Annotated in this window: 5 protein-coding genes and 1 pseudogene; 1 reads left to right on the forward strand and 5 read right to left on the reverse strand. The window is 37.7% G+C overall.

Features of this window, described 5'->3' with window-relative positions; all coding sequences use genetic code 11:
• Window positions 1-14: 14 nt before the first annotated feature.
• The 5 genes and pseudogenes from PLJ10_08175 to PLJ10_08195 all read right to left on the reverse strand — a co-directional run bounded on the left by PLJ10_08175 (window position 15) and on the right by PLJ10_08195 (window position 13,073).
• Window positions 15-4,754 (reverse strand): immunoglobulin domain-containing protein, encoded by a 4,740-nt coding sequence (locus PLJ10_08175; GenBank protein HOK09624.1) that lies wholly within the window; start codon window positions 4,752-4,754, stop codon window positions 15-17.
• Window positions 4,755-5,003: 249 nt separating this feature from the next.
• Window positions 5,004-9,128, reverse strand: a complete 4,125-nt coding sequence (locus tag PLJ10_08180) for a hypothetical protein (protein HOK09625.1) — start codon at window positions 9,126-9,128, stop codon at window positions 5,004-5,006.
• A gap of 98 nt (window positions 9,129-9,226) precedes the next feature.
• Window positions 9,227-10,570, reverse strand: a complete 1,344-nt coding sequence (locus PLJ10_08185; GenBank protein HOK09626.1) for a pyridoxal phosphate-dependent aminotransferase — start codon at window positions 10,568-10,570, stop codon at window positions 9,227-9,229.
• 297 nt (window positions 10,571-10,867) lie between these two features.
• A pseudogene (locus PLJ10_08190) lies at window positions 10,868-11,200 on the reverse strand (lytic transglycosylase domain-containing protein).
• A gap of 577 nt (window positions 11,201-11,777) precedes the next feature.
• Complete coding sequence (locus PLJ10_08195) at window positions 11,778-13,073, reverse strand: right-handed parallel beta-helix repeat-containing protein (GenBank protein ID HOK09627.1); 1,296 nt, start codon at window positions 13,071-13,073, stop codon at window positions 11,778-11,780.
• Window positions 13,074-13,325: 252 nt separating this feature from the next.
• Here PLJ10_08195 and PLJ10_08200 point away from each other — a divergent pair, with 252 nt between their 5' ends.
• A complete protein-coding gene (locus PLJ10_08200; GenBank protein ID HOK09628.1) occupies window positions 13,326-14,702 on the forward strand; it encodes a glucose-6-phosphate isomerase in 1,377 nt (458 codons plus the stop codon).
• Window positions 14,703-14,730 lie beyond the last annotated feature (28 nt).

Here is a 14,730-nt window from a genome sequence, read left to right on the forward strand (position 1 = left end):
CGGCTATGATATTCTTACTTGCGTAAAAATGCTTTTCTACGGATAATTGTCATTACTCCAACAATAGAGGAGATAACAACCACTATCACTAATCCAGCATTTGTACTTGCAGGTACACCTTTCTCGACATTCAAGGTTGCGGTACGTGATATAACTAAATCATTCATTCCTGTTACAGTACTTCCAGCGTCTTGAATAGTCACATAATACTCACCTGCATCCTCCATCTCTACTGGGTCAATTACTAAAACAGGGCCTATCGCACCTGTTATCACTTCAAATGTCTTATTTCCATCATCTCGATACCATGTATAGGTCTTATCACCTAAACCGCCTGTTACCTCAACAACCATTTCGACACGGTCACCTACTGTTGCATTGTATTCTTCTAATAGGTCTTGTCCCAATTGTAAATGTTCGCCAACCTCTATTATGGCATGTCGCGATTGATATACTGTCGGGACATCATCGGTTACTTCAAGATAATATTCATAGGTACCTACAGTTAAGGATGCTGTATTTACTTCTATTTCTAATGTATTAACAGCAACTACCTCGGTACCTCCACCAGGCAAATCGCGCTTCCACTCGTAATAAACAGGTGGTAAGCCTCCAACAAAATCTGCCGACATCACAAAGAATGGGTCATCAATATATAAGGATGCGTCTTGAGGTTGTTTAGTAAATACAACTTCGCTACTGGCTACACGCAATAAGGCTGGGTCAGATGTCAATACAGTATTCAAACCACTCACTGTTGACGGCTGGTCGGACACATAAACTATAAACTGCGTGCCATCATAAGTCTCATCAACATCCTGTATTACTAATGTAGCATTATTAACTCCTAACGAACCAACACCAACCTGCCACCAATCGTAATTGTATGGCTCAAACCCACCGACTACTTCTACCTGGAACACTGCATCTTGTCCAGCATACAGATTCAGGCTTTGTGGATGTGTAATTATTTGTGGCGGGTCTGCAACTTTCACATTTGCTACTCTCGATGTTACATTTGGATTTAATCCGCCACTGGAATCACTTACAATTACATAGTAATCACCTGCATCTGTTTCATCTGCTGAACCTAAATCAAGCACATTTTGTCCTTCCACAGGACCTAATATACTTTCTGTGCCCTTGAACCACTCATAATAGAACGGTGGTAGACCACCACTGACATTTACAACTAACTGAACTGGCGATTCTCCTGTGTATGCTCGTACATCTGCAGGTCCCTGGACATTGATAAAGTTCGTTATGGAGAGTTTAGCCACACGAGAGGTGCCACTCTGCGGTGTCCCACTATCAGTTACAACACAACGATAGTATGAATTTTGCAATGCAGATAAGTGAGCGCCTTCCGCTATTTGAATTCCAAGCGTTGGACCATCTGCCCCAGAGACAATCGAACTGGCATGCAACGGATGCGGTCCGTTAGACAATGTCGTCCACGGTCCACTTTCATCTGTCGCATATTGCCATTCATAATTTAATTGCGGTATTCCGCCATTGGTTTGGACTGTAAATTGTGCTTGATTACCAACATTCTCGGTTATATCTGCAGGATGCTCCGTACTAACTGCAAGGTTCGCATATACATTCAATACGCCCGCATTTGCAGGATAGGCATCTGGGTCAGGTCCACTATCAACACCAACACAACGGTATGAACCCGTATCACCTACAACAACATCAGTCAAAACTAATACAGAATTATCCACACCGTGATTTATAGACACCCTTCCACCTAAATCACCATTATTCAATGTCTGATATCCACTTCCTGTATCTCTCTGCCATATATAAGTATACGGCGGAGTTCCTCCAGACACTGTGATTGCAATTACATATATATTACCTTCATACAAAGTGGTTGGACTCGGCGCTGGGTCAGTAACTACAAATGGATTTGTTACAGTAAGTACTGCCTCGTTAGTATCTTCTGTTGAGGGTGCCCCACGGTTCTCAGAGTCAGTCGCCCTTGCTTTGTAATTGCCAACATCTGCAAGTTGGACATTAGTGATGGTCAATGTAGTTGTTGCACCATTATTGGTTATTGCCACCGTCGAGCCAGAACCAGACGGATGCGGTCCATCAGTAATCGGAGTACTATTCCAGAACCATTCATAAGTATATGGCGGATAGCCTCCCGCAAATGTCGCAGTAAACGAAGCAGTCCCACCAGTATTCCTGTGTATGTTCTGCGGTTGAGCAGAAACACTAACCACTGGCTGAACATCCAAAGTACTCGGACCACAGAACGCAGTTTGGCCACCACCAGAAATATTCACTGCTGTTCCGTAATAATTACCACGCATAGTCATATCTAAGTTGAAGAAAGTTACTGGATTACCTCCACTACCTACCGTTTCTAAACCGCTACCCCTATCAGCATACCACTGATATATATAATTCGTTCCAGGACCACCTATAAACTTGAAACTATAAATGGCATTTTCTCCAATATACTTTTTAACCTCTGGAGATAAATCTACTATTGTTCTTATCATATTAGGATTAATGGTAATTGTTTTTGTGTTAGAAGTAACTTGATTAGGTGGAGGAGGTGTATCATTCGGGTCAGTCACAACACAGCGATACTGTCCATCTTCCTGACCGGGGATAGCATATTCCACCGTCAATTGATTTGTAGTTGCTCCAGAAATTATCGTTGTAACTTGAGTATTGTTTACGCCATCCGAACCATTTACAAACCTTGTATAACTCCCATCAGCAACAGGAACCCAAGAACCACCCTTGAAGATTTGCCACTGATATTGATACGGGGGTCCATATCCACCACTGGCAGTAACTGTCATACGGAACGAACGACCAAATCCAATATATCCATCGCTCAGATTCAAAGCCGTCGGCGAACTGAAGTCATCTTCATTAAATGGATTATCCCTCGGTGGATCAAATTCTTGTATCACTATGTTACTAACAGCCAACGGATTGGGCCAAACATCAACATAGTTCGTTTTGGTTTCCGTATCTTCACCATACTGGGATACCACCCTCAAACTAACTGTATAAATACCAACAACGTTATATGTCCATTGTGGATTTGTCGGTGTCGTATAATGGGCATCCCATGAACTATCTCCATTAAAATCCCAATACCAATCGGTTATTTGTGTTGTATTCCCAGGCAACTCATCTGCTATTGATTCATCTGTAAACTGAACAGTCAACGGATACTGTCCCTGCAACGGAGTGCCTGAAAATTGAGCTACTGGCGGGGTATGCACAATGATGTAATCGGTCTTCGTATTACTACCATTCCCTTCCGCCGTAGTGACTGTCAATGACACAGTGTATCTACCCGCAGTATTGTATTGATGACTCGGATTCTGTTGATTACTCGTCCCACTATCGCCAAAATTCCAAGACCAGGTTGTCTCGGGCCATAAGCCATAGGTCTCCGACAAATCCGTAAACTGGACAGATTGCCCTGCCAGAATCTCTGTGGGTGTGCCTGAGAAATCCACAGGCATATTACCTGAGAACATCACATTTTCATAGGCGCCCATATCTACCGTACCACCTTCTACACGATAGTAACTACGGATATCCAACCGTGTGGGACCAGTTGGCGGGTCTACTAACGCATTGGAACCAGCATTAATGCAAGGAGACATTGGTGAAAAACTTAAACGCAAATCATTATTCCCTGGATTGCGGAACAATGGGTCTAAATTGATATTTCCTACTCCACCTCCACCATAACCACTTTGCACATCGCAATATTGCACATCCGCTGAATATACAAAACCCAAACCAGGTCTAAAAGACCGGATATGCGGATTGGCAGGAGCAGTCGGATTCCAAAGAATGTTATTGTAAATCCTTGGGAAATTAACTCCACAACCACTATTCATGATGGTATTGGCATTGTATAATTGACTTCCACTTAAATTGGCAGAAGTATTATTATAGAAGGTACAGTTCACTATCTTTGTTTCATTACCAATTTCACTATTAGATGAATCGATACCATTGTTAAATACACCAGCACCGCCACGAATCGGGGAAACGCCCGTGTCAACAGCCTCATTGCAGGTATTACCACGGAAAACGCAATCATGAATTAATGCATTTGCTTTATAATTATTTGAACCAATCGTTCCTGATAAATTTGCAATAGCACCACCCGCAGTTCCTGCAACATTGTCATAAAAAACACAATTAGCAATTACTGGTGATGATAACCAGTTATATATACCTGCACCACGCCAGGTATGATAATCACCTGCCACACCTGTTGCACGACCACCACGAATATGGAAACCATCAATCACTACATCCACATTTGGACCATCTGCTTTTCCTATCACTATTACATGGTATGCATTTGTTCCACCACGAGAAGTTCTTCCATCTATTGTAGTTATATATCTTGCAGGTCTTCTCTGGTTTATCGAAGTCTCAGTTCCTTTGAATCCCCCGTAAAGGTGGACATCATCCTTCATTACCAATGAGCCTTCCACCGCAGAAGGTGCACCCCAACTTTCTGTTCTTAGTTCATCATAATTGCCCTGTGCTACCCAGACTTCCACAGGATTCCCCGGAGATGCTTGCGATGCCGCCGCATCGATCCCCTCCTGGATTGTCCGGAATGCCTTAGCCCACGAACTACCATCCGGGCTTGGGTCTGTACTCGCTTTGTTCACATATACCACACCAAATGACTGCATTGTGAACAAGCATATTACTACTATAATTCCTGTAATTGATTTTTTTGACATTTTTCTGTCTCCTTATAAAGTTTCTTATTATAACTAACAACTAATATAATTTCTAAAATAATTTAATCTCCACACCTTCGATTATCATGCACTTAACTTTCTTTATGTTTTACCATGTTATATAACTTTTTTATTATCATATATAAATTATACCATCAAATAATTAAAAAATACAATATTTTTTATTATTTTTTCAAATAGTGGGCTGAAAAAAATCAGCCCACTATGTTATCTATTCAAAAGCACAAATTACGGCTGTTGTCCGGGACAGAATCCATCTTCACCGCCTTCACAAGGATAATAACCATTCAGATTGAAGAACTGGATTAACCTCAGCAGCTCATCCAATCTAATCGTCCAATCTTGTGGGTTATAGTCTGACGCATGAGGCGTACAGGAATAATCTTCCCCCGGTCCAGGTGCGTAACCATCTTCGCCTTGTGGATCGCAATGATATTCACCGAAGTTGAAGAATTGTATTACTCTTAACAACTCGCCGAGAGCAATTTCCCCATCTCCATTTTGGTCTGCACTATGTGGAGGTGGTACCGCACCTTCTCCTTCACCTTCCACTACTCCCTCAGGAGTGCCTTCTATCGCACCTTCTCCTTCACCTTCCACTACTCCCTCAGGAGTGCCTTCTATCGCACCTTCTCCTTCTACAACACCTTCAGGTGTGCCCTCAACTGCACCTTCTCCTTCTACAACACCTTCTGGTATTTCCTTAAACTGTACTCCTATTATTCTATCTCTATCCATAAGGACCTGAATCGAAGGCTGATTTGGATTACCTACACCCTCAAGGTCACCTGTCCATGTATCAAACATCCAACCTTCATTTGGAATCGCAGTTAATTGTACTAACGTCCCCACTTCATATAAAAGAACCTGTCCTGGTGATGGAACAGTTGTTCCTTGTCCTGATTCAACATTTATAGTTAATGACTTATAAACAATTTGTTCAAACCGAGCCCTAAGAACAGTATTAGAGTTTAATAGAAATTCATAAGGATTTTCTATCGTTACTAAATTGTCACTTTCGTCAAACCATCCAACAAATGCATATCCGGGATTTGGACTTGCATACACAGTTACTGGGAAACCATCCGCTAAGTAGTAAATTCCAGCATAAGGATAAATACTACCATTCGGTCCACTTTCTAATTGTAAGGAATAACCTGTATCTTCAAACCAACCTATTACATCGTAATTATCATTAACTGTTAACCATGCATTTACCCAATATTCCCATGTCTCTTCTTGATTTGGTCCCGGATTCTTTAATATCTGCCATCCACCAAAATAATTTTCTTCATCAGTTATGGCTTGTAAGTACACTTGTTCGTTATCTTTATAACATTGTGAACCGGGTCCTGGAATGATAGTGCCTGTTCCAGTTCCAGTTCCTGCTATTGCATAATTCACATTCCAATCACACTCTTCAAAGACTGCACGATATGTATAATTTGACTGTTCAGGATTAAACTCAACAGGAAATGGGTTCATTATATCAACAACAAATTCATTTTCATCTACCCAGTATTTAAATCTCCAACCGGGGTCGGGGTGTGCAATGAGCGTACACCATTGTCCATCAACATAACCATATGTGCCAGGTGAAGAAGGTTCAGTAGTTCCATTCCCCTGTACTTCTAACATGGTGACCAAGTATTGTGCCACTCCAAACTTACCCACAATTTTACTTAAAGTCATGCCTTCTTCTACCTCGAAAGCATAGAACCAACTGGTTGATATAAGGTCGTTTGTATCGTAGTCATACCAACCTAAAAATGCATTCGGTTGATAATTTGTAGCATTAAGGAATATCCACTGCCCAATCTTATAATAATATATTCCGGGTGCTGGAGTAATCTCTCCCTTATCAGCTCCATCTATATAAAGTTCAAGTGTGAAATCAGCCTCTTCAAAATTAGCTGTGATTTCTTTATTACCATCCATTTGAATTTCTATAAAATTATCAAATGGATTGGCTCCACCAATATCACCAGTCCATTGAGTAAAGAACCAACCCGGATTCGGATTTGCAAAAACATATACGGTACTATTCTCCTCATACCAATGCTCACCTACTGGTGGATTCGTATTTCCACCCTCAAATGGATTCGTATTTATTGTTAATTTGTATGTCACTATCGGAACAAATACAGCAATAAATACTTTGTCTGAATCCATAGTAATAGTAACAGGATTAACTGTGGCTACCTGACTACCATTTTCATCTTCCCAATGGTCAAACTTATTTCCTATATTACCCCATGCATATAAGGTAACTTCTGCTTGTTCTGCATAATAATATGTTCCTGGAAATGGAAAGACACCACCTGAAAGACTATCAGGTAGCACCCCAGTCGTTAATGTGTAACCAGTCTCTTCAAATACTGCTCCAACAGTTTTATCTCCATCCATTAGTATATTTGCAAATAGTTGTGTTCCTGACGAACTAACATCACCAGTCCATCCAGCAAAATATGCCCCAGGACCACTTAATGCATACAAATTCACCTGTCTCCCCGCAATGTATCTATACACCCCTAATCCCTGCGGGAACTCATCTACCGCACCATTTCCTGTTAAATTAAATGTAATAGTATAAGTAGATTCAATATCTACAAATACTGCTCTAACTTTAATATTTTCCGTAATATTTGAGAACCCATACGATGGATTCTCAGTTAATAACACATAATCACCCAAACCATCATCATATCTCTCCCATTGCTTAAACGCATAATTACTTCCGCTTTGAGGATATGCTCTTATAGCAAATGAAGAATTATATGCAATAGGAGTTATCCCTACTGGCGGATTAGTGATACCTTCTCCTACAATTTCCACCTCAATACTTGCCTCGCATACTCCCGCACGATTAAGAGAACCACCAGGTAAAACCTTCCACCCTAACTGGTCCACGATTCCACAATACGCAGGCGGAACAGGATTGTAACTTATATCAATATTATCACCCGGCCCAATGCCAACATTATCAACTAAATATCCAAAATTCTCTATCTGGTTATCAGAAAGATTTACTTCATTCAGAGCAGTATAATTTAAAAGTGGATTAATATCCTGAATCTGATTATTACCAAGGTTCAATTCTTCTAGTGTTGTCTTTGGTGCCCCATCCAGATCCATCACCCATATATTATCAATTTGATTACCTTCCGCAGTCAAATTTTCCAAGTTCGGCATATACTCTACACCACTCAAATCTTCTAAATCATTTTCACTCACACTTAATTCTGTAAGATTGCTGAAAGGTGTACTTATCGGCTGAGTGAACATGTTAGGACCAATATTATTTCCAGGGACGGATACACTTGTTAGATTTGGCAAATTAATCAAAGCATCAAGACTCTGAATACCAGTAAAAGCACATACAAATATAGAAAGGTTCGTCCAATTGCTTACTACACTAATATCATCAATCTCTATTCCAAGTAAAAATGCCATTAAAGGATTTAATCCAGATAGTCCAGAAATATCATTTATATCTGAACCTGTGCCTACTTCTATTATTGCTAATATGCCCAGATTATCCTCATCTATAAAGGTAATATTAGTCATATTAACGACATAATTATCCACTGCAGATTGCGTAAGACCGCAATTAAATTCCGCAAATACATTTAAGTTCTGGTCAACTGCTCCTAATGGAGTCCAATCAGAAATCGGATTATTACCTAAATATAACTGAGTTAAATTCGATAATGAATTCAGGAAAGCGATTGAAGTCACATTTTCTAAACCACCTATACTAAGCATACCAAGATTTGTTAAATTAGTTAAAACATTTAAGTCAGCATCATCTAAATCATTTACACCAGTAGCAAAAAAATCTACTCCTTCTGGATACAATCCAACAAACACACCGAAACCTAAATTTAAGCCTATCAAATTTGTAAATGTTGAAAGAGTGGATATATCGCTAATCTGGTTATATCCTATATCTAACACATTTAGATTACCTGCTAAATTAGATAAAGGACTTATATCGGTAATTTGATTCTTACCCAACATTAAAACTGAAAGATTTGTTAAACCTCCATAAGTAGTATCTCCAAGTGGCGACAAATCGGTTATTTGATTACCAATAAGGTTTAATGCTTCCAATGCTGTACAAGCCTCCAAGCCCGTCAAATATTGAATATTTAAGTATGACGCATCCAACGAAGTAAATTCTGAATTTGACAATTCCTCTGAGGTAGGTGGATCACTTAAAGGTACTCCAACTTGAGCCTCATACTGTGCTTTCACAGCCTCCAACAAATTTGAATCGTTAAAGGTTACAACCCCTGCTAATGCATTCGCTGATAACAGCAAGGTGATAATTAGAACTAAACTCTTTCTCATAACTAAATCTCCTTTAATTTATGTTTTTTAATTTTCTTTCTTATATTTTTAACATATGTAAGTTATACCATATTTTTATTAAAATGTCAAATATAGTTTCAAAATCTCATACACAATTTTACTGCCTGAGAAAATATATCTACAGATTTTATTAGATTATCTATATTTTCATATCCATAAGATACTCTTAATTGGTACTTCCCTTTTTCAGCAAGATTACCTTTAGGGTGAACACAATATACCCCGGGCAAATAAATTACCCGTGGTTTCATAGTATTTTCACCATCATACCAATCCCAATCTTTATCTCCTGTTTTTCTGGAAAGCATATTGAAAAACGAAGAACCCCGTTCCGTATTTATACCACTAAAAGTTAAGTAAAGATAAAAACCAGCATCGCCTCCGGAAATAGATGCTATGTGATTTTCCATTTCCTCAATAAACTGTTTTTTAAATAATGTCCCTTTTTCTTTATATCCCTCATTAACACTATTGTATTGTTTTAATCCATATTTTGTTATCAATTGTGCAGATATTTCCTGTGTTACTAATGGAGCACTAAATCCAACGTCGCTGTTCCATTGTACTAATCCATTTAACAAAAGACTATTTTGCGGACCTATGATAAAACCCACACGGAGTGAAGGAGCAAATACTTTTGATAAAGTACCAATTTCATAGACAGACCCATCATTATCATAAATAGATGGTGAAATAGGCTTTTCCAATTCAGGGTTATGAATTAGCCATTCATAGGCAAGGTCGAAAATAATAGGTATATACACATTATATTTTCTTGATAAGTTTTGTATGCTTTCCACAATTTCTCTTCTTCTTCGATTAGAAATCACAGTGCAAGTTGGATTATTTACAGTTACAAAATAACAAAAAGACACATGGTTTCCCTGTTTTAAATGTGTTTCAAGCACCTCTATTAGAATATGAATATCAGGACCTTCTACCTCTTCTTGAACAGGTGCAATTTCAAACCCATACCGTTCTAATGTCGAAGTATATATATAGTAGACTGGATCAGTCGTGATGACAATACCTTTCCTCAATATATTAGCCAAACCCGTCAATATACTTGTTGCTCCACTAACCCCAATGACTATACGCCTCTCATCAAAATCAGGGATGTCTTCCATCCTATTATTTTTCCACAGTTCTTGATAAAACCATTTAATGGCTTCTATTAATTGAATAGAACCTTCTGGACCGCCATAATTTAACAAGTGTGAAGGCCTTGTGTCTTTCTTTGCAAGCACCGACGCAATTTCTGCAAATTCATCATAGGGAATAGTATCCTCATTAACATACCCAACACCAAGGTTAATATCTACATCGGGTCGGAAATCTTTAGCAAACTCAGACATCATTTGGCTGACAGGAGAAGGTTGAGAAGAATAAAAACCGTATGAAGAAAAACAATCACTTTTCATATCATTTCATTAACTTCTGATTGGATAATACTTGTTCTATCCATTTTTTTCAATTTTCTGAACCAACTCCGTTCTAACAGGGTAAGTTCTATTTCCATAACTTATATAATAATAAGGTGCTTGTTCGACTACATCGTCAGCTGGCTGACGCAAACCACTTTTAAAGTAAACCATATACTTCTTAATTGTATTCCTTCCTGATAATGTATTTATCCTCCGACTCACAGTAATTTTCCCACTTATCCTGCTTGCATAATAATTAGAATCAACCCTCAGTCCTAACTTTGATTTTACTAATTTTACATAGTTAACCGTCTCATCAAAAGGAGGAATACCTTTATATTTTTTCACGTTTTCGGGTCCAGAATTATACCCTGCCAATGCCAAATCAATATTCCCATTAAACAAATCTAACATTCTACTTAAATATTGAACACCACCTGCAATATTTTGTGCAGGGTCAAATATATCAGTAACACCCATTTCAACTGCAGTTGCAGGCATTAATTGCATCAAACCACATGCTCCCGCAGTGGAAACTGCATTGGGATTAAACCCACTTTCCACTTCCATAACAGCCCAGATTAAACGTTCATCTACCTGATAATATTGACTACATTCTTTAACAATATTCTGAATCGTATCAAAATTATATGTTTTCCCTTTATATAAATGTTCAAACTTTTTTGCTACATGAACAGGTTCTAACGGCACAATAATTGCATATCCCCCATCGTCAGTTCCCGTTTTTTGATTTGAACTTATACTTTTATTACCAGACTTCGCTCCCGATTGTTGCGACTTCTTAAAATATACCTCTTTATATTCGTTTTTAGAACGGTATTTTTGTGGACGATTTGTAAACACGACTGTACCATCTTTTTTCTGGAACTGATACAATCCCTTTTGCTGTGAACGGTCAGCATATGCTTCCTTAAAGTCAATTTTATATACTTTCGTTCCGACAGAGGAGCCATCTTTTACATCTTTATTTGTAAGTAGATTAGAATTCGGTTCTGCACTCACAAAGAATGAAAAAATCAATACTGAAAAAATAAAACCGAAGCATCTTCTTCCGCATCTCTTGGTAATAAAAATATTCTGAAATTGATTTGTAATCATTACACACATTTCTCATTCATAAAAATTTCTATAACTAATAATAGAAAATCTTGATGTTTTTTGTCAACAAATTATCCGCATTAATTCATTTTTCTACCACTAATTCATTTACACTAAAACCTGTTTTATTCTCGACCTTAGGTAGGCTTTTCCCTTTAACAATAATAGTTCCTCTAATATCAGAAATCTGGCAATCTTTTGAAAGGGTATTTATTTCGATAGGACTTCGTTCATAAATATCATACACAACACAATCATTAAAACACACCCCACCAAGTTTTGCAACCATTGTTTTTTTCCATTGGTTTATCTTGATTGGAAAACCATTACTTTTCGGAGGTGTATTAACACATACGCAATTATCAAAATATATCTTTACCCCGTCCGCAGATTTATCAAAAACACAAATTCCCCCTCTTTGAGAACCTTCTATATAACAGTTTTTAAATTTAATATCTCCCAAGGGCCCATCTTTAGTAACCGCACCAATAGCTACACCATGGTCAAAGTCATTTTGAATAAAACAATTTTCAACAGTAATTGATACTGGAAGAGTCGTTTTATCAAATTGTTTCAAATAAATAAGTATACCCGCTCCTTTATTTTCCTTAATCATACAATTCTTCATAACAATATTTGTTAGTTGTTCAGATTCTTGATTAGGTTCAAAATCAATTCCTGCCTGTGGTGCTGTTCCTGAAGTTCCAATTAATAAACAATTTTCTATCGTTAAATTTGAAGCACTAATAACGCTAATCCCTTGACGATGATTATCATAACAAACAACATCACGAATAAGTACATTTTCACATCTATTCAGATTATTTGTCGCACCAATATAAATTCCATCTCCTCCACTACTTTCACATCGAATACCTTCTACCAAAACATTTTTACAACCACAAATAGACAGGGTCATACGCCACTCCGCAGGTTTATATTGTTTCTTGTCCTGATAATCCTTCTTATTCATTTTTAATGTGGCACCATAACCTGAGATAGTGAGATTTTCCACATTATCAGCACTAAATAAGGAATCTCCTCCCCCTTTAAATTCTCCTTTTTTTGCTAATATAACTACACCCGACATCAAAGTGATCTTTTGGTTTGAACGTAATGTAATTGGTCTAACAATCCATGGCACACCCATATTAGGGACAATAACCTCTTCAGCGTTGGAATTAATTGCCGACTGTAACGACTCAGTAGCATCCTGTTCATTGAATCCCCACCATGCTGGACTTGCCCAATTCAGGCTCCCTTGCTCAACTTGGGATATTGCCTCATGATTAGGTTGATATAAAGAAACCTTTAAATCCGACGGATATGCAGAATTAATTAGTAAAATTATTGAAATAAAAAATAGTTTTTTCACATCCATTTGATTTATTCCTATAAAGGGCTTTTATTTATGGAGAACTAAAAATTACAATCATTATACTTCTTTTAACACATCAAAATCTTTCCCATAATCATCCTACATCAAACAAAGCCAAAATTTTTAATTCACACTACACCATATTTGCATTTTTCTATTTAAGTTTTGTATCTGAAATTTTATGTCTACTTATGATAAACTACTTCCCATCTTCATTATCACCGGAGAATTAAATATACTGATGGAGAAACTCTCATGATTCCAAACATTAAAATTGATGTCTCTTTATGTCATGCCGATAAAATTGGCACTGACCACGGTTATACAACCAATGAATTTAAGCAACTTTCAAATCAAATTGAGGAATGCCATAAACAAATACTAAAAGAAAGAGAAATTAAGAAATATGGCTTCTTCGACCTTTACAAAGACAAAAAGACAAGGGAAAAAATAAAAGAGGTATCAAAGCAATTTTTAAATCAGGGTATCGAAAATTTAGTTATCCTTGGCATTGGTGGTTCCGCATTAGGGATTACCGCTTTAAATACAGCAATTAACGGCCCTTATTATAATCTCCTTTCTAAAGAGCAAAGAAAAGCTTATCCCCGATTATTTGTTATGGATAATATTGACCCATCAACATTTGAGAGAATACTTCAATTATGCCCACCTGAAAAAACATTATATAACGCTATCTCAAAATCAGGTGAAACTGCTGAAACAATGTGCCAGCTACTTATCGTTTTAAAAAAACTGGAGGACTCATTAGGTCCTGAAAGAATAAAGGAACACCTCGTTATTACAACAAGCCCAAAAAGTGAAAATGCCCCAAAAAGTCTTCTACATCCCATCGCTGAAAAATACGGGATTACCCAATTTGAAATTCCGCTAAATGTCGGGGGCAGATTCTCAGTCTTCTCGCCAGTAGGACTTTTCCCTGCGGAAATGTTAGGCTTTGACCTTGAAGCAATTGCTGAAGGGTGTGCAAGCATAGATAAGGTATGTTCCAACCCTCAATTAGACCAGAACCCTGCTTATTTATTTGCAGGCATTCACTATTTATTAGACAAAACAAAAGGGAAAAAAATCTCTGTTATGATGCCCTATTCCGACCGATTGAAAGATACCGCAGATTGGTATTGTCAGCTATGGGCAGAAAGTTTAGGAAAAAAAGATGACCTTAATGGTAACGAAATTTTTAATGGACAAACACCTGTAAAAGCATTAGGGGCAACAGACCAACATTCTCAAATACAACTTTATCGGGAAGGTCCAAATGATAAAATAATAAATATGATTAAGGTGAAAGATTTTAATACATCTCTACCTGTTCCCGAGATGTTTTCAGAAATCCCAGAGTTAGATTATATCCAAGGTCAAACCATGAACGACTTAATTGAAGCAGAATTTGAAGGAACTAAAGATGCCCTTACTATAAGCCACAGGCCTGTAATTGTTATTGAAATAGAAAAAATTTCAGAATATACAGTAGCACAGTTATTATATATGTTAGAGGTAGCAACAGCAACGGCAGGAAAACTATATAACATCAATGCCTTTAATCAACCAGGAGTAGATGAAGGAAAAAGAATTGCAAGACAACTAATGATGGAGAAGAAAAAGAGAATATAATTATCTTTTTCAATTTGTCATACTTAAG

Origin of the sequence: Candidatus Hydrogenedens sp., from assembly GCA_035361075.1 — a bacterium.
Lineage (GTDB): Bacteria > Hydrogenedentota > Hydrogenedentia > Hydrogenedentales > Hydrogenedentaceae > Hydrogenedens.